General features: G+C 66.3%; 27 protein-coding genes. 7 read left to right on the forward strand and 20 right to left on the reverse strand.

Annotated elements, in window-relative coordinates; translation table 11 throughout:
- Positions 1–137 precede the first annotated feature (137 nt).
- The 3 genes from aceA to hemN form a co-directional block, all read right to left on the reverse strand.
- Entirely contained in the window at positions 138–1,469 is a 1,332-nt protein-coding gene (gene aceA / locus AAAZ40_RS08535) for an isocitrate lyase (protein WP_476659966.1), read from the reverse strand.
- A gap of 241 nt (positions 1,470–1,710) precedes the next feature.
- Positions 1,711–2,421, reverse strand: coding sequence for a sulfite exporter TauE/SafE family protein (locus tag AAAZ40_RS08540; RefSeq protein ID WP_476659967.1), 711 nt, complete (start codon positions 2,419–2,421; stop codon positions 1,711–1,713).
- A 38-nt stretch (positions 2,422–2,459) separates the two neighbouring features.
- Positions 2,460–3,839, reverse strand: coding sequence for an oxygen-independent coproporphyrinogen III oxidase (gene hemN, locus AAAZ40_RS08545; protein ID WP_476659968.1), 1,380 nt, complete (start codon positions 3,837–3,839; stop codon positions 2,460–2,462).
- 150 nt (positions 3,840–3,989) lie between these two features.
- Between hemN and fnr the strand changes: the two genes are divergently transcribed.
- Positions 3,990–4,709: a fumarate/nitrate reduction transcriptional regulator Fnr gene (gene fnr, locus AAAZ40_RS08550; RefSeq protein ID WP_476659969.1), complete on the forward strand. Its 720-nt coding sequence runs from the start codon at positions 3,990–3,992 to the stop codon at positions 4,707–4,709.
- A gap of 34 nt (positions 4,710–4,743) precedes the next feature.
- On the opposite strand, the gene AAAZ40_RS08555 is transcribed toward fnr, so the two are convergent.
- The 8 genes from AAAZ40_RS08555 to AAAZ40_RS08590 all read right to left on the reverse strand — a co-directional run bounded on the left by AAAZ40_RS08555 (position 4,744) and on the right by AAAZ40_RS08590 (position 12,484).
- Positions 4,744–5,049, reverse strand: a complete 306-nt coding sequence (locus AAAZ40_RS08555; protein ID WP_476659970.1) for a hypothetical protein — start codon at positions 5,047–5,049, stop codon at positions 4,744–4,746.
- 59 nt (positions 5,050–5,108) lie between these two features.
- On the reverse strand, positions 5,109–6,539 hold the full coding sequence (ccoG, locus tag AAAZ40_RS08560) for a cytochrome c oxidase accessory protein CcoG (RefSeq protein ID WP_476659971.1): 1,431 nt from the start codon (positions 6,537–6,539) through the stop codon (positions 5,109–5,111).
- A 24-nt stretch (positions 6,540–6,563) separates the two neighbouring features.
- Positions 6,564–7,469, reverse strand: coding sequence for a cytochrome-c oxidase, cbb3-type subunit III (ccoP, locus tag AAAZ40_RS08565; RefSeq protein WP_476659972.1), 906 nt, complete (start codon positions 7,467–7,469; stop codon positions 6,564–6,566).
- Positions 7,470–7,498: 29 nt separating this feature from the next.
- Positions 7,499–7,636 carry a cbb3-type cytochrome oxidase subunit 3 gene (locus AAAZ40_RS08570; RefSeq protein ID WP_476659973.1) on the reverse strand — a complete coding sequence of 46 codons (138 nt, stop codon included), beginning with the start codon at positions 7,634–7,636 and terminating at the stop codon, positions 7,499–7,501.
- A 20-nt stretch (positions 7,637–7,656) separates the two neighbouring features.
- Positions 7,657–8,286, reverse strand: coding sequence for a cytochrome-c oxidase, cbb3-type subunit II (ccoO, locus tag AAAZ40_RS08575; protein ID WP_476659974.1), 630 nt, complete (start codon positions 8,284–8,286; stop codon positions 7,657–7,659).
- 11 nt (positions 8,287–8,297) lie between these two features.
- Positions 8,298–9,788, reverse strand: coding sequence for a cytochrome-c oxidase, cbb3-type subunit I (gene ccoN / locus AAAZ40_RS08580; RefSeq protein ID WP_476659975.1), 1,491 nt, complete (start codon positions 9,786–9,788; stop codon positions 8,298–8,300).
- A 70-nt stretch (positions 9,789–9,858) separates the two neighbouring features.
- Complete coding sequence (gene ccoS, locus AAAZ40_RS08585) at positions 9,859–9,996, reverse strand: cbb3-type cytochrome oxidase assembly protein CcoS (protein ID WP_476463265.1); 138 nt, start codon at positions 9,994–9,996, stop codon at positions 9,859–9,861.
- Positions 9,997–10,000: 4 nt separating this feature from the next.
- Positions 10,001–12,484, reverse strand: a complete 2,484-nt coding sequence (locus tag AAAZ40_RS08590) for a heavy metal translocating P-type ATPase (RefSeq protein ID WP_476659976.1) — start codon at positions 12,482–12,484, stop codon at positions 10,001–10,003.
- A gap of 153 nt (positions 12,485–12,637) precedes the next feature.
- On the opposite strand from AAAZ40_RS08590, the gene AAAZ40_RS08595 reads away from it, so the two are divergent.
- Complete coding sequence (locus AAAZ40_RS08595) at positions 12,638–13,081, forward strand: universal stress protein (protein WP_476659977.1); 444 nt, start codon at positions 12,638–12,640, stop codon at positions 13,079–13,081.
- A 33-nt stretch (positions 13,082–13,114) separates the two neighbouring features.
- On the opposite strand, the gene lgt is transcribed toward AAAZ40_RS08595, so the two are convergent.
- The 3 genes from lgt to nadC form a co-directional block, all read right to left on the reverse strand.
- Positions 13,115–13,933, reverse strand: coding sequence for a prolipoprotein diacylglyceryl transferase (lgt, locus tag AAAZ40_RS08600; RefSeq protein WP_476659978.1), 819 nt, complete (start codon positions 13,931–13,933; stop codon positions 13,115–13,117).
- A 3-nt stretch (positions 13,934–13,936) separates the two neighbouring features.
- Positions 13,937–15,847 (reverse strand): dihydroxy-acid dehydratase, encoded by a 1,911-nt coding sequence (gene ilvD / locus AAAZ40_RS08605; protein WP_476659979.1) that lies wholly within the window; start codon positions 15,845–15,847, stop codon positions 13,937–13,939.
- Positions 15,848–15,965: 118 nt separating this feature from the next.
- Positions 15,966–16,910 carry a carboxylating nicotinate-nucleotide diphosphorylase gene (gene nadC / locus AAAZ40_RS08610; protein ID WP_476659980.1) on the reverse strand — a complete coding sequence of 315 codons (945 nt, stop codon included), beginning with the start codon at positions 16,908–16,910 and terminating at the stop codon, positions 15,966–15,968.
- 83 nt (positions 16,911–16,993) lie between these two features.
- Here nadC and panB point away from each other — a divergent pair, with 83 nt between their 5' ends.
- On the forward strand, positions 16,994–17,869 hold the full coding sequence (gene panB / locus AAAZ40_RS08615) for a 3-methyl-2-oxobutanoate hydroxymethyltransferase (protein ID WP_476659981.1): 876 nt from the start codon (positions 16,994–16,996) through the stop codon (positions 17,867–17,869).
- Between the two features lie 92 nt (positions 17,870–17,961).
- The gene (gene panC / locus AAAZ40_RS08620) at positions 17,962–18,825 is read left to right on the forward strand and encodes a pantoate--beta-alanine ligase (RefSeq protein ID WP_476659982.1); all 864 of its coding nucleotides are present in this window, start codon (positions 17,962–17,964) and stop codon (positions 18,823–18,825) included.
- Between the two features lie 28 nt (positions 18,826–18,853).
- Here the strand turns inward: panC and AAAZ40_RS08625 are convergent, their stop codons facing one another.
- From AAAZ40_RS08625 to AAAZ40_RS08640, 4 genes are all read right to left on the reverse strand, one after another.
- Entirely contained in the window at positions 18,854–19,882 is a 1,029-nt protein-coding gene (locus tag AAAZ40_RS08625) for an NAD(P)H-dependent glycerol-3-phosphate dehydrogenase (RefSeq protein ID WP_476659983.1), read from the reverse strand.
- A 21-nt stretch (positions 19,883–19,903) separates the two neighbouring features.
- On the reverse strand, positions 19,904–20,374 hold the full coding sequence (gene secB / locus AAAZ40_RS08630) for a protein-export chaperone SecB (RefSeq protein ID WP_476659984.1): 471 nt from the start codon (positions 20,372–20,374) through the stop codon (positions 19,904–19,906).
- 87 nt (positions 20,375–20,461) lie between these two features.
- Positions 20,462–20,716 (reverse strand): glutaredoxin 3, encoded by a 255-nt coding sequence (grxC, locus tag AAAZ40_RS08635; RefSeq protein WP_476659985.1) that lies wholly within the window; start codon positions 20,714–20,716, stop codon positions 20,462–20,464.
- 31 nt (positions 20,717–20,747) lie between these two features.
- Positions 20,748–21,173, reverse strand: coding sequence for a rhodanese-like domain-containing protein (locus AAAZ40_RS08640; RefSeq protein WP_476659986.1), 426 nt, complete (start codon positions 21,171–21,173; stop codon positions 20,748–20,750).
- An 81-nt stretch (positions 21,174–21,254) separates the two neighbouring features.
- Between AAAZ40_RS08640 and gpmA the strand changes: the two genes are divergently transcribed.
- From gpmA to AAAZ40_RS08655, 3 genes are all read left to right on the forward strand, one after another.
- A complete protein-coding gene (gpmA, locus tag AAAZ40_RS08645) occupies positions 21,255–21,998 on the forward strand; it encodes a 2,3-diphosphoglycerate-dependent phosphoglycerate mutase (RefSeq protein WP_476659987.1) in 744 nt (247 codons plus the stop codon).
- Positions 21,999–22,126: 128 nt separating this feature from the next.
- Positions 22,127–23,593, forward strand: a complete 1,467-nt coding sequence (locus AAAZ40_RS08650) for a S41 family peptidase (RefSeq protein WP_476659988.1) — start codon at positions 22,127–22,129, stop codon at positions 23,591–23,593.
- Positions 23,594–23,632: 39 nt separating this feature from the next.
- A complete protein-coding gene (locus AAAZ40_RS08655; protein ID WP_476661717.1) occupies positions 23,633–24,427 on the forward strand; it encodes a HesA/MoeB/ThiF family protein in 795 nt (264 codons plus the stop codon).
- Here the strand turns inward: AAAZ40_RS08655 and AAAZ40_RS08660 are convergent.
- Together AAAZ40_RS08660 and folE are read right to left on the reverse strand one after the other, a co-directional pair.
- Positions 24,411–24,836, reverse strand: a complete 426-nt coding sequence (locus tag AAAZ40_RS08660) for a BLUF domain-containing protein (RefSeq protein WP_476659989.1) — start codon at positions 24,834–24,836, stop codon at positions 24,411–24,413. The two genes, AAAZ40_RS08655 and AAAZ40_RS08660, sit on opposite strands and share 17 nt — an antisense overlap.
- The gene (folE, locus tag AAAZ40_RS08665; RefSeq protein ID WP_476659990.1) at positions 24,837–25,562 is read right to left on the reverse strand and encodes a GTP cyclohydrolase I; all 726 of its coding nucleotides are present in this window, start codon (positions 25,560–25,562) and stop codon (positions 24,837–24,839) included.
- Between the last annotated feature and the right edge of the window lie 8 nt (positions 25,563–25,570).

Below are 25,570 nucleotides of genomic sequence, written 5' to 3' on the forward strand. Positions count from 1 at the left end.
ATCCGAGTTCGCGGTGTCATAACCCAAGCTGCCTTTCTGGTTCTTGCCGGTGAATCAACCGCGCCATTTTCCCACAAAAAAGCCCGAGGCTCGTGCCCCGGGCTCAGGCGCTCCCCTGCCCTGCTTGTTTCAGCCGATCAGTGGAACTGCTCTTCTTCGGTCGAGCCCGTGAGCGCCTTGACGCTGGACGAGCCGCCCTGGATCACGGTGGTCACGTCGTCGAAGTAACCCGCGCCCACTTCCTGCTGGTGCGAGACGAAGGTGTAACCCTGTTGGCGCGCCGCGAACTCGGGCTCTTGCACCATGTTGACGTAGTGCTTCATGCCCTCGCCGCGGGCGTAGGCGTGGGCGAACTGGAAGGTGTTGAACCAGTTGATGTGGATGCCAGCCAGCGTGATGAACTGGTACTTGTAGCCCAGCGCCGAGAGTTCGTCCTGGAACTTGGCGATGGTCGCGTCGTCGAGGTTTTTCTTCCAGTTGAACGAAGGCGAGCAGTTGTACGACAGCAGCTTGCCCGGGCAGGCGGCGTGCACGGCTTGCGCGAACTCGCGCGCAAAGCCGAGGTCGGGCGTGCCGGTTTCGCACCACACCAGATCGGCGTAAGGGGCGTAGGCGACGCCGCGGCTGATGGCCTGCTCGAGGCCGTTGCGCACACGGTAAAAGCCCTCTTGGGTGCGCTCGCCGGTGAGGAAGGGCTGGTCGTTGGCGTCGTGGTCGCTGGTGATCAGGTTCGCGGCCTCGGCGTCGGTGCGCGCCAGGATGAGTGTGGGCACGCCCATGGTGTCGGCGGCGAAACGCGCGGCGATCAGTTTTTCGATCGCTTCTTGCGTCGGCACCAGCACCTTGCCGCCCATGTGGCCACACTTCTTGACGGCGGCGAGCTGGTCTTCGAAGTGCACGCCGGCAGCGCCGGCGGCGATCATGTTCTTCATCAGCTCGAAGGCGTTGAGCACGCCGCCAAAGCCGGCTTCGGCGTCGGCCACGATGGGCAGGAAGTAGTCGATGAACTCAGGCGAACCGGGCTCGATGCCGCGGCTCCACTGGATTTCGTCGGCGCGCTTGAAGGTGTTGTTGATGCGGCGCACCATGGTCGGCACCGAGTCGTAGGCGTAGAGCGACTGGTCCGGGTACATGGTCTCGGAGGTGTTGCCGTCGGCTGCCACTTGCCAGCCCGACAGGTACACCGCCTCCAGCCCGGCCTTGGCCTGCTGCATCGCCTGGCCAGCGGTGATGGCCCCAAAGGCATTCACATAGCCCTTCTTGGCGCCGCCGTTGACGCGCTCCCACAGGGTGCGGGCGCCGTTTTGCGCCAGCGTGTACTCGGGCTGCACGCTGCCGCGCAGGCGCACCACGTCGGCGGCGCTGTAGCCGCGCTTGACGCCTTTCCAGCGCGGGTTTTGCGCCCAGTCGAGCTCCAGCGCCTCGATCTGTTGCTGGCGGCTGAGTTGTTTGTTGATGGCAGAGGACATGCTTCACTCCTGAAGGTTGAAAAAACCGGGTTGGGCTTCGGGGATCGGTTGACAAGCCGATGCACCGCGCCCTTGCCTGTAGTGTAAGACCGCAGAGGGGGTCAGTCGTAAATCTTATGTCTTATACAAGACAAAAAAATAGCCATTGTAAAACAATGGCCTATAGATTGTATTTTGTATTGAGAAACGGATTTTCTTATAAGGAAAAAATTATTGCAGTGCAGCAGCGCGGTTTTTTGCATTATGAAACCATGCACTCGGTATGCAAAAAAGCCACCGGCGCGTCGCACCACAAACCCGTGGGGTGCGCGATGCCCATCCACAGCGCCACGCCCGACACCAGCACCAGCGCCAGACCCGCCAGACGAATGCCCCAGCCGCCGCTGCGCGCGTCTTTGAGCTTGAGCAACAGCCACGGCGCGGCCGTGAGCGAGACCATGGTACCCAGCGCAAAAGCGGCCATGATGGCGGCGCCATTGACCACGCTGGCCGACAGCGAGGCCACCAGCAGCGCCGAATACAGCAGCCCGCAGGGCATGAGCGCCCAGCCCACGCCCAGCACCGCCGGCGCCCTGGGCCCGAGCCGGTTCATGAGCGGGCGCGCACGCCGCCACACTCCTTGCGCCCAGCCCTCGATGAAGGCTGGCTGGCGCGCCTGCAGCAGCAGCACCAGCCCCAGCAGCAGCGCCGCCACGTGCATCAGCGTCCAGAGCGGGCGGATGATGGCGGTGTGCTGCCCCATCCAGGCCAGGCCCTGCACGGTACCGGCGGCCAGCGCGCCCAACAGCGCGTAGCCCAGCAAGCGGCTGCATTGGAAGGTGAACAGGGCGCGCACGCGCCGCGGCTCGCCGGCGTGGGCAATGCCGGCGCAAGCGGCGCCACACATGGCGATGCAGTGCGGACCGCCCACCAAGCCCATCACCAGCGCCGAAAGCAGCATCGATTCAAACATAGGCCGACTCTAGCAGTTTGGCCGCGGCGCTGCAGCGTTCAGATGATTTTGGAGAAGCGCGCCCGGTCCCGATCCTGCTGCAAGTGCCGGTCGAACTGCATGGCGATGGCGCGCACCAGGTACCAGCCGGTGTCGCTGACTTCAATGCTGCCTGCGCTCAGGCGCAGCAAGCCCAGCGCCTCGAACTCGCGCAAGCGCTCCAGCTCGGGTTCAAAAAAGCTGCTGAACTCGATCAGGTGCGCCAACCCGATGGCCTCAAAATCCACCCGCCCTTGGCACATCAGGGCCATGATCACCGCGCGGCGCAGCAGGTCGTCGCGGCTCAGCGCCAGCCCACGCACGATCGGCAACCGCCCCTGGTCGAGGTGGTCGTAGTATTCCTCGAGCGTCTTGGCGTTCTGGCTGTAGGTGGCGCCGATGCGGCCGATGGCCGAGACCCCCAGGGCGATCAAATCGCAGTCAGGCTGCGTGCTGTAGCCCTGAAAATTGCGGTGCAGCCGCCCCTGGCGCTTGGCCACCGCCAAGGCATCGGTGGGCAGTGCGAAGTGGTCCATGCCCACATAGACGTAACCCGCTTGGTTGAAGACCTCGAGCGAGATCGCGAGCATGGCCAGCTTGTCGGCTGCGGGCGGCAGTTCGGCGGCCACGATGCGCCGCTGCGGCTTGAAGCGCGCGGGCAGATGCGCGTAGGCGTAGAGCGCGATGCGGTCTGGGCGCAGCTCGCGCACGCGCTCCAGCGTATGGCGAAACGACTCGGGCGTCTGCTGCGGCAGGCCGTAGATCAGATCGACGTTGACCGATTCAAAACCGATGCGTCGCGACGCCGCCACCAAGTCGAACACCTGCTCGGCGGGCTGGATGCGGTGCACGGCCTTTTGCACCGTGGGGTCAAAATCCTGCACCCCAAAGCTCAGGCGGTTGAAACCCAGGCGGTGCAGATGCTCCAGCCGCGCGGGGGTCACGGTGCGCGGATCGACCTCGATCGAATACTCGCCCCCCGGCACCAGCTTGAAGTGACGCTGCACCATCGCCACCAGATCGCTGAGTTCCTCATCCGACATGAAGGTCGGGGTGCCGCCACCGAGGTGCATCTGCGACACGCTGTGGCCCGACCCCAGGTGGCTGCACTGCAACTCGAGCTCGCGCGTGAGGTAGCGCAGGTACTCGGCCGACTTGCTGTGGTGCCTGGTGATGACCTTGTTGCAGGCGCAGTAGTAGCACAGCGAATCGCAAAACGGAATGTGGACGTAGATCGACAGCGGCAAGGCCAGCGAGCCGGCATGGCGCTGGCGCAAAGCCTGCACATAGTCTTGCTCGCCAAAGGCTTCGACGAAGCGGTCGGCGGTCGGGTATGAGGTGTAACGGGGGCCGGGCACGTCAAAACGCCGCAGCAACCCCTCGTCGATGACAGGTTTCACAAAAATTTCTCCTGGTGCGAGAATATGCACCGAACAGCCCCCATCACCCTTGACCTGAGTCAAGCCTAGCCCATTTTTTGTTTTCTTTGGCGCCCACGCCCACACGGCCACACATGGGTTAAGCTTCGCGCACTATTTGGCCGCGCTTACATGGATATTCAGAGCATCAAAGTCGCCTGTTCTGGCTGCAATCTGCGCGAGTTGTGCTTGCCTATGGGGCTCAAACCGCAAGAACTCGAGCATCTCGATCAGATCATATCGAATCGGCGCCGCATCAAACGCGGAGCGTCGCTGTTCAGCGCCGGCGATGCCTTCACCGCACTGTACGCGGTGCGCTCGGGTTTTTTCAAGACCTGCATCACCAGCGCCGACGGCCGCGACCAGGTCACCGGCTTTCAGATGATGGGCGAGATCATCGGCATGGATGGCATCGTGCACGACCAGCACGCCTGCGACGCCATCGCGCTCGAAGACGCCGAGGTCTGCGTGCTGCCCTTTGACCGCATCGAGCAACTGTCGCGCGAGTTCAGCGCCTTGCAGCACCACGTGCACAAGATCATGAGCCGCGAGATCGTGCGCGACCAAGGCGTGATGCTGCTGCTGGGCACCATGCGCGCCGAGGAGCGGCTGGCGGCCTTTTTGCTCAATCTGGTGCAGCGCTTGCACGCACGCGGGTTTTCGCAGTCCGAACTGGTGCTGCGCATGACGCGCGAAGAGATCGGCAGCTACCTGGGCATGAAACTCGAGACCGTGAGCCGCACTTTTTCGCGCTTCATGGAAGACGGCATCATCGATGTGCGCCAGCGCTACGTGCAGATCAAAGACACGCAGGCACTGGAGCGGCTGGTGAACCCGCCGATGCGCAACTGAACACCACGCCCACGTCGAGCGCGACCTGTTCGCCTTACTCCCGCGGCGGGGGCACTTCCGGGCTGGCGGCGTGGTTGCGCGCCTCACGTGCCGGGCGCAGGCTGGCCAGATAGGTGGCGCGCTGCTCGGGCGTCATCATCTGCAGACGGCGCTGGTCGGCAGGCACCATGGGCGCGTTGCGGTCCAGCACTGGGTCGCGGTTCATCACCGCCGTGGTCACCAGCGCCATCGAGAGCGCGATCGACGACGCCGGCAAACCCAGCACCAACCACACGTAAGGCTCGCGGTACCAAGGGCGAGCGGCTTGGGGGGGAGGAGCCTTCGGGGTGGTGCTGTTCATGATCGGTGAGTGTAAGGTCGGATGCGAAAAGTTCAAAAGACGCTGCTGCCAGCGTGGGTTCAGCGCGGCACCATGAAAACCGAGTCCTGCCGCACCGTAAACCCATCGGCTCCCAGGGCTTGCACTTGAAACTCGATCGGGTGCGCACCAGGCGGGCTGACCCCAGGAGGCAGGCGCAAGGTGACGGCCAATGAGCGCGCATCGGTTGGGGCCAGCTTGAGCTCAGACTCTGACACCATCTGCAAACCTGGCAAGCCCTGCACGCTGATGCGCAAGTGCTGCTCGCGTTCGGTGGCGTTGAGCAGTTGCAAGCGGTAAACGTTCTCGATCTGGCCTTGCTGCACGATGCGCGACAGCACGCTCGAGTCGCGTATCACGTCCACCTTGAGCGGGGTGCGCAGGTACAGGCTGGTAAACAGCGCCACGGTGATGAGCAGCAAAATGGCGCCATAGACCAGGACGCGGGGCCGCAGCACGCGGCGCCACATCTGGGCCCGGCTGAGCTTGTCCTGCACCCCGTTCTGGGTCGTGAAGCGCACCAGACCACGCTCGTAACCCACCTTGTCCATGACCTGGTCGCAGACGTCGGCGCAGGAGCCGCAGCCTATGCATTCGTACTGTAGCCCCTTGCGAATGTCGATGCCCGTGGGGCAAACCTGCACGCACAGCGAGCAGTCGACGCAAGCGCCGAGCTTGAGCTGCGCCAGATCGGCGTTGCGCGAGCGCCGCCCGCGCGGTTCGCCGCGCTGCTCGTCGTAGGTGACGATGAGCGTGTCGCGGTCGAACATCGCGCTCTGAAAGCGCGCGTAGGGGCACATGTATTTGCACACCTGCTCGCGCATGTAGCCGGCGTTGCCGTAGGTGGCAAAACCGTAGAACAGAATCCAGAAGGTTTGCCAAGGCCCGAGTTGGGCTGCCCAAACCGCCGCCCACAGCTCGTGGATGGGCGTAAAGTAGCCGACGAAGGTGAAGCCGGTCCACAAGCCAAACGCGATCCAGAGCGCTTGCTTGAGGGTTTTCTTGCCGTATTTTTCCAGCGTATGGCCGGATTGATCGAGTCGCATCCGGGCCGTGCGGTCGCCCTCGACCAGCTTTTCCATCCACAGATAGATTTCGGTATAGACCGTCTGCGGGCAGGCAAAGCCGCACCACAGGCGCCCGGCAACGGCCGTAAACAGGAACAAGGCCAGCGCCGAGATGACCAGCAGACCGGTGAGGTAGATCAGGTCGTGCGGGTAGAGCACGAGGTTGAAGAGGTAGAAACGGCGCTCTTCGAGGTCAAACAATACAGCCTGCCGGTTGTTCCATTGCAACCAGGGCAGGCCGTAGAAAACGATCTGGGTCAGCCAGACCATGGCCCAACGCCAGTTGGTAAAGACCCCCGCGACGGAACGCGGGTAGATCTTTTGCCGGTCGGCGTAGAGCGATATCTCGATTTCGTCCGGTCTGGCGGCTGAGTTGCCGCCATCCGGTTGGGTGCTATTTGACAATTGAGGAACGACGTCGAATCGGTGTTATTGCGGACGGTTGGATTTGGCCCACACGTAGGCGGTCAACACATGGATCTGCTGCTCGGACAGCAACACGTTTTGTGGCGGCATGACGTTCATGATGCCTTCGTTGATGCTGCGCACCACGGCATCGACGCCAAAACCATGCAGCCAGATGTCGTCGGTGAGGTTGGGCGCGCCCATGGCGGTGTTGCCCTTGCCATCGGCGCCGTGGCAGGCGATGCAGGTGGCAAAGTTGGCCTTGCCGGCGGCTGCGCGCACGCTGTCGTGCGGCGCACCCGAGAGGCTCAACACGTAGTGCGCCACGTTGGTGACGTCCTCCGGGGAGCCCACGGCTTCGGCCAAGGGCGGCATGACCGCCACCCGACCCTGGGTGATCGAGACCTTGATGGCCTCGGCGTCTCCGCCCCACAACCAGTCGTTGTCGGCCAGGTTGGGGAACGTCAGGCTGCCGCGACCGTCGGCGGCGTGGCAGACGGCGCAGTTGTTCATGAACAGGCTCTCACCGATGCGCATCGCCACCGGGTCGGCGGCCAACTGCTCGACCGACTTTTGCGCAAAGGCCTCGAACTTGGGTGCCACGGCAGCAATGTTGGCGGCCTTTTCAGCCTGATACTGCCCGACTGAAGTCCAGTTCAGCAAGCCCGGGAATTTGCCAAACATCGGGTACAACAGCCCATAGATCAGGGCAAAGACGATGGTGATGACAAACATCCAGACCCACCATTTCGGCAGCGGGTTGTCTTTTTCGATGATGTCCTCGTCCCAGACGTGGCCGGTGGAGTTGTCTTCGGTCGGTGTGACCTTGACCTTGCTGCTGTACCACAGCAGGACAAAGCAGGCCAGGATGCTGATCAGGCTCAGCCCGGCCACGTAAAAATGCCAGAATTCGCTAGTGAAGTCGCTCATGATGTTTCTCTTGTGAGTGAGTGCGCGGCTTAATCTTCCTTGAAGGGCAGTTGGGCGGCGTCATCGAAACGGCCCTTGTTGTGCTTGGACCACGCCCACCAGACGATGCCCAAGAACACCACCAAACTGACCACGGTCACGATGCTTCGGTAGTCGTTGATATCCATGCGCTCTGCTCCTGGTCGCTTCAGCGCACCGCTGTGCCCAGAACCTGCAGGTAAGCGATCAGGGCATCCATCTCGGTCTTGCCCTCCACGGCAGCGGCGGCGCCGGCGACTTCCTCGTCTGTGTAGGGGTGGCCGAGCATTTGCAACACACGCAGCCGCTGCGGCATGGCCTCTGCATTCACGGGCCGCTCAGCCAGCCAGGGGTAAGCCGGCATGTTGGAGTATGGGCGCAGCGAGCGCGGATCCATCAGGTGCTGGCGGTGCCATTCGTCGGAGTAGCGGCCACCGATGCGGTGCAAGTCCGGGCCGGTGCGCTTGGAGCCCCACTGGAACGGGCGGTCGTACACAAACTCGCCCGCGAGCGAGAAGTGGCCGTAGCGCATGGTCTCGGCGTGGAAGGGCCGGATCATCTGCGAGTGGCAGGTGAAACAGCCCTCGCGGATGTACACGTCCTTGCCGGCCAGTTGCAGCGCGGTGTGGGGCTTGAGGCCCTCGACCGGCTGGGTGGTGGACTTCTTGAAGAACAGCGGCACGATCTCGACCAGGCCGCCGATCGAAATCACGGCCAGGATCAGGACGATCATCAAGAAGCTGTTGGTCTCGACCTTTTGGTGCGAGTTGCCTTTGGTTGCATTGCTTGCCATTTTCATGTGCTCCTGACTCAAGCGTGGGCCGGGGAAACCGCCGGAATCCGGACCTGGGGCACCGGGCCAGCGCGCAAGCCCTCACGCACCGTCATCCAAACGTTCCAGGCCATGATGCACATACCAGCAAAGTACATGAAGCCACCGACCAAACGTATCGCATAGAAGGGGTAGCTGGCGCGCACCGACTCGCTGAAGGTGAAGGCCAGGGTGCCGTCGTCGGCCAGGGCACGCCACATCAGGCCTTGGGTCACACCGGCAATCCACATAGCGGCGATGTAGATCACGATGCCGATACAGGCGATCCAGAAATGCAGCTCAATGGCTTTGACCGAGTACATCTTCTTCTGCCCAAACAGGCGTGGGATCAGGAAGTAGAGCGCACCCATGGAGATCAGGCCGACCCAGCCCAGTGCGCCGGAGTGCACGTGGCCGATGGTCCAGTCGGTGTAGTGGCTCAGGGCGTTGACGGTCTTGATCGACATCATCGGCCCTTCGAAGGTGGACATGCCGTAGAACGACAGCGACACGATCAGGAAGCGCAGGATCGGGTCGTCGCGCAGTTTGTGCCAGGCGCCCGAGAGCGTCATGATGCCGTTGATCATGCCGCCCCAGCTCGGTGCCAGCAGGATGAGCGAGAACACCATGCCCAACGATTGCGTCCAGTCGGGCAGCGCGGTGTAGTGCAGGTGGTGTGGGCCAGCCCACATGTAGGTGAAGATCAGGGCCCAGAAGTGGACGATCGAGAGGCGGTAGCTGTAGATCGGGCGCTCAGCCTGCTTCGGGATGAAGTAGTACATGATGCCCAGGAAGCCCGCCGTGAGGAAGAAGCCCACCGCGTTGTGGCCGTACCACCATTGAATCATGGCGCTTTGCACACCCGAGTAGAGCGAGTAGGCGTGCAGCAGGCCAGTCGGGACGGCCAAGCTGTTGACCACGTGCAGCAGCGCAACCGCCAGAATGAAGGCACCAAAGAACCAGTTGGCAACGTAGATGTGGTTGATCTTGCGCGTGGCCAGGGTGCCGAAGAACACGACCGCGTACGAGACCCAAACCGCCGTGATCAGCACGTCGATCGGCCAGATCAGTTCGGCGTACTCTTGGCCGGAAGTCAGGCCCAGGGGCAACGTAATGGCCGCCAGCACGATCACGAGTTGCCAGCCCCAGAATGTGAAGGCTGCCAGTTGTGGCAAAAAGAGCTTGGTCTGACAAGTGCGCTGCACCACGTAGTAGCTGGTGGCAAAGAGCACACAGCCGCCAAAGGCGAAGATCACGGCGTTGGTGTGCAGCGGACGCAGGCGCCCGAACGAGAACCACTCGAGCCCGAGCTGGCCCAGGTTGAGTGCCGGCCAGATCATCTGGGCGGCGATGACCACGCCGACCAGCATCCCGACCACACCCCAGACCACCGCCATGACAGAGAACTGTCGGATGACCTTGTCTTCATAGACACCCTGCCGGGCGTCGGATACGCTGCCCGGATGGGCATCCGCCGTGATTGCACTCATGCACCTACTCCTCTTTTTAAAAACACCGCCAGAGTGTCGCCGCTGGCGCGGCTACGCCATTTGACCTAGATCAATCGTTTTTCAAAATCCGTTCGCCTTCGCGCTCGACGTTGTCGTACTGACCGTTGTACAGCGCCCACCAGAACACCCCGATGATCGCCAGCACCAGCAGCACCGACAAGGGGATCAACAACAACAAGGATTCCATGGCATCACCTCGCGTAGGCTGCGACCGGCACCAGGGCCGGATCGGGAACAGGAAAGTCGGGCAGGCGCGACAGCCGCATGGCGTTGCCGATGACCACAAATGAGCTCAGCGCCATGCCCAAGCCGGCTAGCCAAGGCGGCACATAGCCGGCGATGGCCAGCGGCACCATGCTGCCATTGTAACTAGCCGAAAAGATCAGGTTCTGCTTGATTATGCGCATGGTGCGCCGGGCTTGCCTCATGGTTTGTACCAGTTCTGACAAACGGCCGCTTTGCACCACCAGGTCGGACTGCGACTGCGTCAGGGGCGCGCCGTGGCCGAGCGCGAACGCGACTTCGGCACGCGCCAGCACCGGGCCGTCGTTCATGCCATCGCCCACCATGGCGATCCGTGCCCCCTGGGCTTGCAGGGCGGCGACGACTTCGAGCTTGCGCTCGGGGCTGGCCTCGGACACCACTTGGGTGATGCCGAGCTGCTGCGCCACGCGCTGCACCGCGCCGATCTTGTCACCCGACAGCAGATGGACCTGCAAGCCCATGGCACGCAAGTCGGCCACGGCCGCGGCGGCGTCGGCGCGTACGCCCTCGTCCATGACGAAGGTGGCCAGCCAGCCCTGCTCGTCGCTGAGGTAGGCGCAGGGCGCGTCGGCGACGCTGCGCCCCTGGGCCAGCAGTTGATCTTGATCCAGTCCGCACAGCGCCGCCGAACCGAGTTTGTAAACGCCCCCACCGGCGCGCTCGAGCACCAAGCCGGCGCCGGGGACGTCGCGCACCAGATCGAGCGCGGCCTGCGAAGCGGCCTCTGGGGCGTCGGGGGCGGCTGAAGCAGTGGCTGCAGTGGCTGAAGTGGCTGTGGTGGCAGCGGGCACAGCCGCACTGTCCGCTGGCCGTGCCCGCGCCGCAATCGCACGCGACACCGGGTGCAGCGAGGCCGCAGCCAGTGGCCAAGCCAGCTCCAGCGCTTGCTCATCTGTGAGGCCTGGGCGCACCCGCACCTCGCGCAGCACCACCCGGTCCTGGGTCAGGGTGCCGGTCTTGTCGAACACCACGGTGTCGATCTTGCACAGGGCCTCGAAGGCCAGCAGGCGCCGCACCAGGATGCCGCGCTCGGCCAAGGCCCCGGCCGCGGCCAGCATGGCCGACGGCGTCGAGAGCGCGAGCGCACACGGACAGGTGGCCACCAGCACCGCGACCGCGATCGGCACCGCCAAGGCGGGGTCGATCTGCCACCAGTACCAAGCACCAAAGGCGGCGCTGAGCAAGACCGCGACCAAAAACGGCCCGGCGATGCGGTCGGCGAGCTTGACCAGCTCGGGTTTTTCGGTGGACGCCTGCTCCATCAGCGCCACGATCTGGGCGAAACGGGTCTCGCGCCCCAGGCGCTCGATGCGCACCAGCGCCGTGCCGGCCAGGTTGTAGCTGCCGGCTACCACCGCTTGACCACGCAGCCGCGTCACCGGCTGCGATTCACCGGTCAGCAGCGCCTCATCGACGGTGGCGCTGTCACCGAGCACGGTGGCGTCGCCCGGGAAGGCGATGCCGGCCTGCACGCGCAGCACGTCGCCCACGCGCAGGCGCTTGAGCGAGACGGTCTCGAAGCTGCCGTCGGCCAGCTGGCGCTCGCACTGCTCGGGCAGGCGGTTCATGAGCACGTCGAGCGCGCCGGCGGTGCGGTCGCGCAGGCGCGAGACCAGGTAGCGCCCACCGAGCAGGAAGAACACGAACATGGTGAGCGAATCGAACCAGATTTCGTGCCCCCAGACGCCCGTGGGGTCGAAGGTGGCGCCGGTGCTGGCGATGAAGGTCACCAGGATGCCGATCGAGACCGGCATGTCCATGCCGATGCGCCCGTGGCGCAGGTCGCGCCAGGCGCTCTGGAAAAAGGGCATGCTGGAAAACAGCACCACCGGCACGCTCAGCATCCAGTTGGCCCAGCGCAACAGCTGGTCATAAACCAAGGGGATCTCGCCCGGCTCGGTGATGTAGAACGGCCACGAGTACATCATGACCTGCATGGTGCAAAAGCCGGCCACGAACAGGCGCCACATCAGCAGCCGGGTTTCGGCCAGGCGCTCCTCGACGCTGAGCGCCTGGCGCATGGGCAGCAGCCGGTAGCCGCTTTGACCGACGTTGCGCGCCAGCGCCGAGAGCAGGGTCTGGGCCGGGTCCCAGCGCAGCGTGACGCGCCGGGTGGCGGCATGCACCCGCACCGACTCGACGCCGCGGCGCCCGCCCAGGGCGGCTTCGACGGTTTCGGAGCAGGCTGGGCAGTACATGCCCTGCACCATCAGCACCGCCTCTTGCAGTTCGCGCCCGTCAACCTGCACCGGACGGCAGAAATCCTCTTGCTCGATGGGGTCGTCGAGCACCAGGAAGTCGTCGTCAACGGTGAGCGGGCCGCGGTGCTGGCCCAAAAGCGCGCCCAAGCCCGGGGCCGTCGCTGTGCTGGCAGCCAGATCGCTGCCGGTGACGGCGGTGGAGTTCGACATGCGCGCGAGCATACCATCGGGCTTGGCCGGGCTGGCTTGATTCAGATCAAGTTTGAGGGCTATTCGTGCCTGGGCGCTGCACTTGCGGGCCGACCTGGCCCCAAAGTTGCAGGCACAATCGAGGCACCCCTATTTTTCTGGAGCTCCTTTGCCATGTACCAACGCATCCTCGTGACCACTGACGGCTCGGAACTGTCGGATCAGGCCGTCGCACACGCACTCAAGCTCGCCAACGCGCTCTGCGCCGAACTGCTGGCGCTGCGCGTGGTCGCACCCTACCCCAAGACCTATTTCGAGGGCGGTGTGGCGCTGGCCGAAGAAGAAGTGCGGCGCATCGAACAGCAGTGGCACGATGACGCCATGGACAGCCTGCATGCGATCCAGGCCGAGGGCCAAAAGCTTGGCGTCAAGGTGCGGCCGCTGACGGTGCAGTCGGAACTGATCGCTGAAGCCATCATGGCGGCCGCGCAGCAGCACAAGGCCGACCTGATCATCATGGCCTCGCACGGTCGGCGTGGCCTCAAGCGTCTGCTGCTGGGCAGCGAAACCCAGCAGGTGCTGACGCACACCAGCACGCCGGTGCTGGTGCTGCGCTGAGGCCCATCGGAGTGGGCCCGTTGGGCGGCCCCTTCAAGCCGCAGTCGTGCGCTGCCGGTGCGCCCAGCCCCACAAGGCCGCACCGGCCAGGATCATGGGCAGGCTGAGCCACTGGCCCATGCTCAAGCCCAGCGCGAGCAGCCCCAAATGCGCGTCGGGCTCGCGGAAGAACTCGACGATGAAGCGCATGCTGCCGTAGCCAACCAGGAACGCCGCCGACACTTCGCCCAGACGCCGCGGCCCGCGCGCGTACAGCCACAGCAGCACGAACAGCAACACGCCTTCGAGCAGCGCCTGGTAGAGCTGCGAGGGGTGGCGCGGCAAGTCGCCGGCGCCGCGAAACACCATCGCCCACGGCAGCGCCGGGTCGGCCACGCGGCCCCAGAGTTCGCCGTTGATGAAGTTGCCGATGCGCCCGCTGGCAATACCGAGCGGAATGCAGGGGGCGACGAAGTCGGTCACTTGCAACCAGTGGCAGCGCCGCCGCCAGGCAAACCACGCCATTGCCAGCAACAGGGCCAGAAAGCCGCCGTGAAAGCTCAGGCCCCCTTCCCAGACGGCAAAAATGCGCAGCGGCTCGGCCAGAAACTCGAGCGGCTTGTAGAACAGCACATAGCCCAGGCGTCCGCCGACGATGATGGCAATCACGCCCAAAAACAGCAAATCTTCCACGTCGCGCCGGCCCCAGCCCAGCGCGGCGTAACTGGGGTGGCGCAAGCGGCGCAGCGCCAGCAGGAAGAACAGGCCAAAGGCGATCAGGTACATGAGCCCGTACCAGTGGATGGCCAGCGGCCCGAGCTGCAGCGCCACCGGGTCGATCTGCGGGTGCTGCAAAAAGGTGCTTGCGCTCATGGCTCAGTCCAGCGCCGACAGATCGCGCACCGCGCCCTTGTCGGCCGACAGCACCAGCTTGGCGTAGGCCTTGAGCGCCGCCGAGACCTTGCGCGCGCGCGGCTGGGCCGGTTTCCAGCCCAGGCGGTCTTGCTCGGTGCGGCGCTGCGCCAGCTCGTCGTCGGTCACCAGCAGTTCGATGCGGCGCTGGGCGATGTCGATACGAATCCGGTCGCCGTCGCGCACCAGGCCGATGGCGCCGCCGGCGGCGGCCTCGGGTGAGGCGTGGCCGATGCTCAGGCCCGAGGTGCCGCCCGAGAAGCGCCCGTCGGTGAGCAAGGCGCAGACCTTGCCCAGCCCCTTGGACTTGAGGTACGAAGTCGGGTAGAGCATCTCTTGCATGCCGGGGCCGCCGCGTGGGCCTTCGTAGCGGATCACGACCACGTCGCCGGGCACGATCTGGTCGCTCAAAATCGCTTGCACGGCCGCGTCCTGGCTCTCGAAGACGCGCGCCGGGCCCTCGAAGGCGCGCAGGGTCGAGGTGGGCACGCTGGTGGTGTAGCGCAGTTGCTCGGCCTCGAACATGCTCTGATCGACGCCGGCGGTCTTGACGATGCAGCCATCCAGCGCCAGGTTGCCGTAGAGCACCGCCAGCCCACCGTCGCGCGAGTAGGCGTGTTCCAGGTCGCGGATGCAGCCTTGGGCACGGTCGGTGTCCAGGCTGGGCCAGCGCTGGCTCTGGCTGAAGGCGGTCTGGCTCGGCACCCCGCCCGGTGCGGCGCGGTAGAAGGTTTGCACCTCGGCACTGGGCGCGCGTGCAATGTCCCACTGCGCCAGCGCCGCCGCCAAGCTCGGGCTGTGCACGGTGCCGCAGTGGGCGTGCAGCAGGCCGGCGCGGTCGAGCTCACCCAGAATGGCAAAAATGCCCCCGGCGCGGTGCACGTCTTCGATGTGGTAGCGGTCGGTGTTGGGTGCGACCTTGCACAGCGTGGGCACGCGGCGCGACAGGCGGTCGATGTCGGCCATGGTGAACTCGACCTCGGCCTCGCGCGCCGTGGCCAGCAGGTGCAGCACGGTGTTGGTGGAGCCGCCCATGGCAATGTCGAGCGCGATCGCGTTCTCGAAGGCCTCGAAGGTGGCGATCGAGCGCGGCAGCACCGAGGCGTCATCGCCCTCGTAGCAGCGCCGCGCCAGTTCGACGATCAGGCGTCCGGCGCGGCGAAACAGCTGCTCGCGGTCGGTGTGGGTGGCGAGCACGGTGCCGTTGCCGGGCAGGCTCAGGCCCAGGGCTTCGGTCAGGCAGTTCATCGAGTTGGCGGTGAACATGCCCGAGCACGAGCCGCAGGTGGGGCAGGCGTTGCGCTCGACTTCGGCCAGCTCGGCGTCCGACACCGAGGCGTCGGCGGCCAGCACCATGGCATCGACCAAGTCCAGCTTCTTGATCTGCACCGTCTGCTCGCCCGGCACGCTGCGCAACACCTTGCCGGCTTCCATCGGCCCGCCCGAGACGAACACCACCGGGATGTTCAGCCGCATGGCGGCCATGAGCATGCCTGGGGTGATCTTGTCGCAGTTGGAGATGCACACCAGCGCGTCGGCGCAGTGCGCGTTGACCATGTACTCGACCGAATCGGCGATCACCTCGCGACTGGGCAGCGAGTACAACATGCCGTCGTGGCCCATGGCGATGCCGTCGTCCACGGCGATGGTGTGAAACTCCTTGGCCACGCCGCCGGCGGCTTCGATCTCGCGCGCCACCAGTTGCCCCAGGTCCTTGAGGTGCACGTGGCCGGGAACGAACTGGGTGAAGCTGTTGGCGATGGCGATGATGGGCTTGTCAAAATCGCCGTCTTTCATGCCGGTGGCGCGCCACAGGGCACGGGCGCCCGCCATGTTGCGGCCAGCGGTGGAGGTTTTGGAGCGGTAGGTGGGCATGGAAGCGTCTGCTGGAAAAGGGGGTGGCACACGATCGGGCATTATCGCTTGCAAAGCCTGCATGCCCGGCAAGACCCTGCGGGCCGCGCCCCTGCAGGCTGCTGCGCCCGGGGGCGCATCAAACCTTCGGCTGCACCTCGAAGCGCAGCGAAAAATCCACCGCCTTGAGGTCTTTGGTCAGGGCCCCGATGGAGATGCGATCGACCCCGGTTTCGGCCAGCGCGCGCACCGTCTCGAGGTTCACGCCACCCGACACCTCGAGCAGCGCCGGCCCGCTGGGGTGGGCGGCGTTGCGGCGCACCGCTTCGCGCAAGGTCGGCAAGTCCATGTTGTCGAGCAAGACCATGCGTGCGCCTGCGGTGAGCGCCTCGTCGAGCTGCGCCAGCGTCTCGACCTCGATCTGCACGAAGCGCACCGTGGCCGCCCTTTGCGCCACCCACTGCTGCGCCTGCCGCAGCACCGCCGTCACGCCGCCGGCGGCAGCGATGTGGTTTTCCTTGATCAGCACGGCGTCGTAGAGCCCGAGGCGGTGGTTGGTGCCGCCGCCGGTGCGCACCGCGTATTTTTGCGCCAGCCGCAGACCGGGCAAGGTTTTGCGCGTGTCCACGATCTGCGCCCGCGTGCCCGCCACCTGCTGCACGAAGCGCGCGGTCTGCGTGGCCACGGCGCTCAGGGTCTGCAAGAAGTTGAGCGCCGTGCGTTCGGCGCTGAGCAGGGCGCACGCGCGGCCCTCGAGGCGCAGCACCACCTGGTTGGCGGCGCAGCGTTGGCCTTCAGGCACCAGCCAATGCAGCTGCGCCTCGGGGTCGAGCGCCAGCACCGCCGCCTGCACCCACGGCGCACCGCAGAGCACCGCCGCCTCGCGCGCCAGCAAATTCGCGCAGGCACGGCGTTCGGGGTCGATCAGGGCGGCGCTCAGGTCGCCAGTGCCCACGTCTTCGGCCAGCGCGCGCGCCACGTCGGCCTGCGCCAGCGCGGCTAGGGCGGTGGGGGTGAAGGGGTCGGCAACGGGGCCTGTGCAAGGCTTGGGTTCGGGGGTCGGGGCAAGGTGGGCGAGCGTCATGGGCCGAATTGTGCTCCAGAGTGCGGGGTATGATGGACAATCGGTGCCATTGCCCCCTCCCCTACGGCCACCCTACCCACACCATGAGCGAAGCCACCGCCAGCACCCCCTACGGCACCTTGCCTGCCGCCTCGCCGCTGCCGCCGCGCAAGCCGGTGAGCCTGCCGCGCCTGCACGAGCTGCGCCAGCGCGGCGAAAAAATCACCATGCTCACCGCCTACGACGCCACCTTTGCCGCGGTGGCCGACAGCGCCGGGATCGAGTGCCTGCTGGTGGGCGACTCGCTCGGCATGGTCTGCCAGGGCCTGAGCAGCACGGTCGGCGTGACGCTCGACACCATGTGCTACCACACCCAGAGCGTGACGCGCGGGCTGCGCCGGGTGCAGGGCACCGCTTGGGTGATCGGCGACCTGCCCTTTGGCAGCTACCAGGAGTCGCGTGAGCAGGCCATGCGCAGCGCCACCGCGCTGATGCACGCCGGCGCGCACATGGTCAAGCTCGAAGGCGGCGGCTGGACCACCGAGGTGGTGCGCTTTTTGGTCGAGCGTGGCATCCCGGTCTGCGCGCACTTGGGGCTGACGCCGCAAACCGTGCACGCCCTGGGCGGCTACCGGGTGCAGGGGCGCAGCGAAGCCGACGCCGAACGCCTGCAAGCCCACGCGCGCGCGCTGCAGGACGCCGGCGCCACCATGCTGGTGCTCGAGATGGTGCCGGCCCACTTGGCCAGCGCCATCACGGCGCAGCTGCCGCACTGCCACACCATCGGCATTGGCTCGGGTGCGGGCACCGCCGGACAGGTGCTGGTGATGCACGACATGCTGGGCGTGAACCTGGGCAAGCCGCCCAAGTTTGTGCGCAACTTCATGCACGGGCACGACGGCGTGGCTCAGGCCATGGCGGCCTACGTGCGCGCGGTCAAGGACGGCAGCTTCCCCGATCCGGCCCTGCACGCCTGGTGAACAGGGGCGGCGCGGCGCCTCTGGCCGCGAGCGCCCTGAAACCCCTTGCCCCACAAGCCCCCTATTCCCCCAGCCTTTGCCCCTGCCACCCCATGCGCGTCATCCACCGCTGTTCTGAACTGCGCCAGCACCTGGCGCGCTTCGATCGTCCCGCCTTCGTGCCCACCATGGGCAACCTGCACGCCGGCCATCTGGCTTTGGTGCGCCAAGCCCAACCGCTGGGTGATGTGACGGTGGCCAGCATCTTCGTCAACCGGCTGCAGTTTTTGCCCCACGAAGATTTCGACAGCTACCCGCGCACCTTCGAGTCCGACTGCGCGCAGCTCGAAGCCGCCGGTTGCGACCTGCTGTTTGCCCCCACAGAAACCGAGCTGTATCCGCAGCCGCAGCGCTTCAAGGTGCTGCCGCCGCCCGAGCTGGCCGACATCCTGGAGGGCCAGTTCCGGCCCGGTTTCTTTACCGGCGTGTGCACCGTGGTGCTCAAGCTGTTTGCGCTCGTGTTTGGACAGAGCAAGGGCGGTGGCCACGCCGTTTTTGGGCAAAAGGACTACCAGCAGTGGCTGCTGCTGCGCCAGATGGTGCAGCAACTGGCGCTGCCGGTGACCCTGCACGCCGGCCCGACCGAGCGCGCCCCCGACGGACTGGCCCTGAGCTCGCGCAACGCCTACCTGTCGTCGGTCGAGCGCGCCGAGGCGGTGCAGCTCATCCTGGCGCTGCGCCGCCTGGCCGCTGCCGTGGCCGCTGGCGCAACCGACCTGGCGGCGCTGGAGCAGCAAGCCACGGCGCAGCTCAACGGGCGCGGCTGGCAGACGGATTACCTCACGGTGCGCCGCCGCAGCGATCTGCAAGCCCCACAGGGCACAGACTGGCCGGGCGCGGCCACGGCTGGCCAGTGGGTCGCCCTCGGGGCGGCGCGGCTGGGGCGCACCCGCCTGATCGACAACTGGGAGTTTTGAGCCCCGGCGACCCGCTGCGCGGCATCGCTCAGACGCCCTGGGTGCGCTGCTCCGGCGTCGGGTCGCGCCCCATGAGCTGCTGCACGGCCTGCGCCGGGCTGATTTCGCCATCGAGCAGCGCCACCACCGCTTGCGTGATCGGCATCTCCACCCCCAAGGCGCGCGCGCGCTGCGCCACCGTGCGGGCGCTGTACACCCCTTCGGCCACGTGACCGAGGGCATCGAGCGCCTGCCCCAGGCTCTGGCCTTGCGCCAAACGCAGCCCCACTTGGCGGTTGCGGCTCAGGTCGCCGGTGGCGGTGAGCACCAGATCGCCCAAGCCGCTCAGGCCCATGAAGGTTTCGGCGCGTGCGCCCAGCGCCAGCCCCAGACGCACGGTTTCGGCCAGCCCGCGCGTGATCAGGGCCGCGCGTGCGTTGTGGCCCAGCTGCAGGCCGTCGCACAGGCCGGTGGCGATGGCCAGCACGTTCTTCACCGCGCCGCCGACCTCCACGCCCACCACGTCGTCGTTGGCATAGACGCGCAGTGTGCGGCTGTGCAAGGCCTGCACCAGCCGCTGGCTCACGTGCGCCTGCGCGCTGGCGGCCACCAGCGCGGTGGGCGCGCCAGCGGCCACTTCTTTGGCAAAGCTGGGGCCGCTGAGCACGCCCACGGGCAGGCTGGGGGCCACTTGCAGCGCGATCTCGTGCCCAAGCAAGCCAGTGCCCTGCTCAAAGCCCTTGCACAGCCAGACCACGGGCGCATCCAGAGCGCGCAAACGCTGCAGCAGGCCGCGCAACGCCGCCATCGGGGTGCCCAGCACGACCAGGTCGTCGGCCGCGCACAGCTGCGCCAGGTCGGCTTCGTCGGCGGCGCACAGCTCCAGCGCGTCGGGGAAGGCGCAGCCGGGCAGGTAGCGCGCGTTGGCACGCGTGGCCTGCATGGCCGCCACCTGCACCGGGTCGCGCGCCCACAGGCGCACCCGCTGCACCGCACTACCCGGAGCGCCTGCAGCACGCGCCGCCGCGATGGCCAGCGCCGTGCCCCAGGCACCGGCCCCCAGCAGGGTGATCTTCATGCCCAGCGGCGGTGCTGGGCCTTACTGCACCGTGGGGGCTGCAGCCGCTGTGGCCGCCGCGCCCTCGCGCTGCAGTTGCTGCTCGTACATGCTCTGAAAGTTGATCTCGGCCAGATGCACCGGCGCAAAGCCGCCGCGCTGAATCAGGTCGGCCACGTTGCCGCGCAAGTAGGGGTAGATGATCTGCGGGCAGGCGATGCCCAGGATCGGGCCCATCTGCTCTTGCGGCAGGTTGCGCAGCTCGAAAATGCCGGCCTGCCTGGCCTCGACCAGGTACAGGGTCTTGTCCTTGATCTTGGTCGTCACGGTGCAGGTCACGGTGACTTCGAACACCCCTTCGGCCAGGGGTTCGGCGGCCACCCCGAGCTGGATGTCGAGCCCCGGCTGCTCTTGCTGCAGCAGGATGTTGGGCGAATTGGGCTGCTCGAGCGAGGCCTCCTTGAGATAGACGCGCTGAATCTGGAACACCGGAACGGCAGGGGTATCGGACATGATGGATCTCGTGGTGGAAACAGCCGCTGGGCCTGTCGAGCCTGCAGCGGGCCAGTCAGACGCCCAAACTGGGCAGACCGAAGGCGATTATGTCAGCAAGGGCAACAGCCCCCCGCGCGCATCGAGCGCGTGCAGGTCGTCGCAGCCGCCGATGTGCTGACCATCGATGAAAATCTGCGGCACGCTGCTGCGCCCGGCGCGCTCGGTCATGGCGGCGCGCAGGTCGGGCCGGCCATCGACGACGATCTCGTCCCACGCCTGCACCCCGCGCGCGCGCAGCAGCGCCTTGGCGCGGTGGCAGTAGGGGCAGTAATCGCTGCTGTAGAAGGTGATCTGGGCCATGTGCAAGTTCTCGCGTCTGTTGGGCACCGCATCAGCCCTTGCCCGGCGGCCCCTTTTGCACCGGCAAGGCCGCCGCACGCCAAGCCCCCATGCCCCCGGCCAGCGTGTGCACTTTCTCGAACCCGAGCTTTTTGGCCACGCCCGCGGCGCGCCTGGAACGGATGCCCGAGGCGCACACCAGCAGCAGCGGCGTGGCCTTGTTCTTGACCGTTTGCGACAAGCGCTTGTCCAGTTCGTCAAGCGGCACGTGCTTGGCCAGCCCAATGTGTCCGGCGGCGTATTCGTCGAGCGAGCAGACGTCGATGACCACCGCTTTTTCGCGGTTGATGAGCTGCACCGCCTCGTTGGGCGTCAGGCTGCCGGCACCGCCGCCAGCGCTCAACATCGGCCACACCAACAGCGCCAGCGCCGTCACGGCGATCAGCACCAACACCCAATTTTGCAAAATGAAATCCACGACTGTCCTCAAAACACGAGCAGCCGGTATTTTAGAATCACATCTTCATCCAGCCCCGCCCACACGCAAGAAATTCCCCCCATGCACAAGCTCGTCCTGATCCGCCACGGCGAATCCATCTGGAATCTCGAAAACCGCTTCACCGGCTGGACCGACGTGGACCTCACCCCCACCGGCGTGGCGCAGGCGCTGGCGGCCGGGCAGTTGCTCAAGGCCGAGGGCTGGGAATTCGACCTTTGCCACACCAGCGTGCTCAAGCGCGCCATCCACACCCTGAACCACTGCCTCGACGCCATGGACCGCGCCTGGCTGCCAGTGATCAAAGACTGGCGCCTCAACGAGCGCCACTACGGCGCCCTGCAAGGGCTCAACAAAGCCGAAACGGCGCGCCAGTACGGTGAGGCGCAGGTGCTGCTGTGGCGGCGCAGCTACGACACGCCGCCGCCACCCTTGGCCGCCGACGACGCACGCAGCGAGCGCACCGACCGCCGCTACGCCGCCCTCGCACCGCACCAGGTGCCCCTGACCGAATGCCTCAAGGACACGGTGGCGCGCATGGTGCCGTACTGGGAGCAGACGCTGGTGCCGGCCATTGCCAGCGGGCAGCGGGTGCTGGTGTCGGCGCACGGCAATTCGATCCGGGCCCTGATCAAGCACCTCGACGGCGTGTCCGACGCCGACATCGTGCAGCTCAACATCCCCAACGGCATCCCGCTGGTGTATGAGTTCGACGCCGCGCTGCGCCCGCTGCGGCGCCACTACCTGGGCGACGCCGCAGCGGCCGAGGCCGCAGCCGCCGCCGTGGCGCGCCAAAGCCGTGCCTGATCGGCGCCGGGCCCGGGCACAGCCCCGCCCAGTGACGGCAACGGTTTTTCCCGGGAACGCAATGCGCCCCCCACTCTCCAAGCGCTATAGTGCGTGTGCGTTGCCCACTGCGGGCAGAGGTTGAGCAAATGGGATACAAATTGAAAGTCGCGGGTTGGATCGCCGTCGGTGCCTTGGCCGGTGCCCTCACCACCATGCAGTTGCAGGCGGTGGCGCGCGGGGCTGTGACGCCGCTGCCGCTGGAGCAGTTGCAGCAGTTGGCCGCCGTCTATGGCATCATCAAGAGCGATTTTGTCAAGCCGGTGGACGACACCGAGCTCATCCACGACGCCATTTCGGGCATGGTCTCCGGGCTGGATCCGCACTCGCAATTTTTCAACCCCCAGGAATTCCGCGAATTCCGCGAAGGCACCGCCGGCCGTTTCGTGGGCGTGGGCATCGAAATCTCGATGGAAGACGGGCTGGTCAAGGTGGTCTCGCCGATCGAGGGCTCGCCCGCCTTTCGCGCTGGCCTGATGGCCAACGACCTCATCAGCCAGATCGACGACACGCCGGTGCGCGGCATGACCATCGGTGAAGCGGTGCGGCGCATGCGCGGCGAACCCAACACCCAGGTGCGCCTGATGATCATGCGGCGCAGCGAAAACCGCAGCTTCAGCGTCACCATCACACGGCAGGAAATCCGCACCCAGAGCGTGCGCAGCCGCATGGTCGAGCCCGGTTACGCCTGGGTGCGGGTGTCGCAGTTCCAGGAGCGCACGATCGAAGATTTTGCGCGCCAGGTGCAGGCCCTCTACCAGCAAGACCCGCAGCTGCGCGGGCTGGTGCTCGACTTGCGCAACGACCCCGGCGGCCTGCTCGATGCGGCGGTCGCCATGTCGGCCGCCTTCCTGCCCGAAAACGCGGTGGTGGTCAGCACCAACGGCCAGTTGCCCGAGAGCCGCGCCACCTTCCGCGCCGCGCCGCGCTACTACCTGCGCAGCGGCCCAGACCACATCCAGCGCCTGACCGAGGCCACCCAAGGCCGCTTGCGCACCGTGCCGCTGGTCGTGCTGGTCAATGAGGGCTCGGCTTCGGCGAGCGAAATCGTGGCCGGGGCGCTGCAGGACCACCGCCGCGCCACCCTCATGGGCAGCCAGACCTTTGGCAAGGGCTCGGTGCAAACCGTGCGCCCGCTCGGGCCCGACACCGCACTCAAGCTGACCACCGCGCACTACTTCAGCCCCAGCGGCCGCGCCATTCAAGACCGCGGCATCGTGCCCGACCTCTGGCTCGACGAAACCGCTGCGGGTGACGTGCTGGCCGCCCTGCGCCCACGCCAGGCCGACATCAGCGCCGGCCGCAACGGCGCCCCGGCGCGCGAACTCAGCGAGGAAGAACGGGCCCGCGAGCGCCAGCGCGAACTGGAGCGCGAAGCGGCGCGCCAGCGGCTCGAAGAGCAGCAGCGCCTCAACCCCGGCCAGCGCCTGCTGCCCGAGTTTGGCTCGGCCGAAGATTTCCAGCTGCGCCAAGCGCTCAACCACCTGCAGGGCCTGCCAGTGCAGGTGAGCCAGAGCGCGCGCGAACGCCCGGCTGCAGCGCGCAGCGCCAACTGAAAGCCGCCCGCCTTGCCCAAGCAGACCGCCCTGCCCGATCTGAGCGACGCGCAGCTGCTGCGCTACTCGCGCCACATTTTGCTCGACGAATTCGGCATCGCCGGGCAGCAGCGCTTGCTGGCGGCGCACGCCGTGGTGGTGGGGGCCGGTGGGCTGGGCTCGCCGGTGGCGTTGTATTTGGCGGCAGCCGGCGTCGGGCACATCAGCCTGATCGATCACGACGCGGTCGATGGCACCAATCTGCAGCGCCAGATTGCCCACACCCAAGAGCGCATCGGCTGGCCCAAGGTGGAGTCGGCGGCGCTGGCCATGCGCGCCCTCAACCCCGAACTGCGCATCGACACCTGGGCGCAGCGCGCTGAACCGGCGTTGCTCGATCAGCTGCTGTCATCGGCCCAGGTGCTGCTCGATTGCAGCGACAACTTCGCCACCCGCCACATCCTCAACCGCGCCAGCGTGCGCCACCGGGTGCCGCTGGTCTCGGGCGCGGCGATCCGCTTCGACGGCCAATTGGCGGTGTACGACCCGCGCCAGCCGGCCTCACCCTGCTACGCCTGCGTGTTCCCCGAGGCCCAAGCCCCCGAAGAGACGCGCTGCGCCACGCTGGGCGTGCTGGCGCCGCTGGTAGGGCTGGTGGGGTCGATGCAGGCCGCCGAAGCGCTCAAGCTGCTGTCGGGCATGGGCTCGAGTCTGGTCGGGCGCCTGCTGCTGCTCGACGCCCTGCGCAGCGATTTTCAGCCGCTGCAGCTGGCGCGCGACCCCGGCTGCCCGGTGTGCGGGGAGTCATCGGGGCGGCAGCGCGCCGCCCAGGCCGCCCTCAGGCCCGACCGATGATGCAGGCCGTGGCCATCAGCTCTTCGAGCAGTGCCAGCGACACCCGGCCCGACATGCCGTAGGGATTGAATTCGGGTTTTTCGCAGTACTTGAGCACCACCGAGGTGTTGAGCCGACTCAGGTTCACCTGCCCCATGGTCCAACCGCCAAAACGGCGCTCGGCTATTTCCTCGTAGTGCAGCAGCTCGACGTCGGTGTGGCGCGCGTCGGCCACGATCTGGCGATAGAGCCGATTCACGGCCTCCCGCCCGCCCTCGATGGCTTGTACGTAAATGCCGCCGCCGTAACACAGGATGCCGGTGATGCCGTTTTGCAGATTGTGCAGGCGCGCAGTGGCCAAAATCGACTCGAGCGAGGCCTCGAGGTCGCGCTCGCACGCGCGGCTGACGTAGAGCAGGCGCACCAGCATTCATTTGCCCCTGGAAATGAGCGACAGGAATTCGCGCCGCAAGTTGCTGTCCTTGAGGAACACGCCGCGCATGACCGAGTTGATCATGCGGCTGTCCATGTCCTTGACGCCGCGCCAGGCCATGCAGTAGTGGCTGGCCTCCATCACGATCGCCAAGCCATCGGGCTGGGTTTTTTCCTGGATCAGGTCGGCCAGTTGCACCACGGCTTCTTCCTGGATTTGCGGCCGCCCCATGACCCATTCGGCCAAGCGGGCGTATTTGGACAGGCCGATGACGTTGGTGTGCTCGTTGGGCAAGACCCCGATCCAGATTTGGCCGATCACCGGACACAGGTGGTGGCTGCAGGCGCTGCGCACGGTGATCGGGCCCACGATCATGAGCTCGTTGAGGTGCTCGGCATTGGGGAATTCGGTGATCGCCGGAGCGTGCACGTAGCGGCCGGCAAACACCTCTTTGAGGTACATCTTGGCCACGCGGCGCGCGGTTTGGTCGGTGTTGTGGTCGTGTGCGGTGTCGATCACCATGCTGTCGAGCACGGCCTGCATTTTGCCGGTCACCTCCTCGAGCAGGGCCTCGAGCTCGCCGGGCCGCACAAAGTCGGCAATGTTGTCGTTGGCGTGAAAGCGCTTGCGCGCCGCCTGCAGGCGCTGGCGAATCACGACCGACATCGGCTGACCGGTTTCGCTCTCGGCCGCAGGGGTGGGGGTGGGGGCTTGCATGAGCATGGGCTGCG

The sequence above is a fragment of the Serpentinimonas sp. SMBJO2 genome (genome assembly GCF_056341105.1).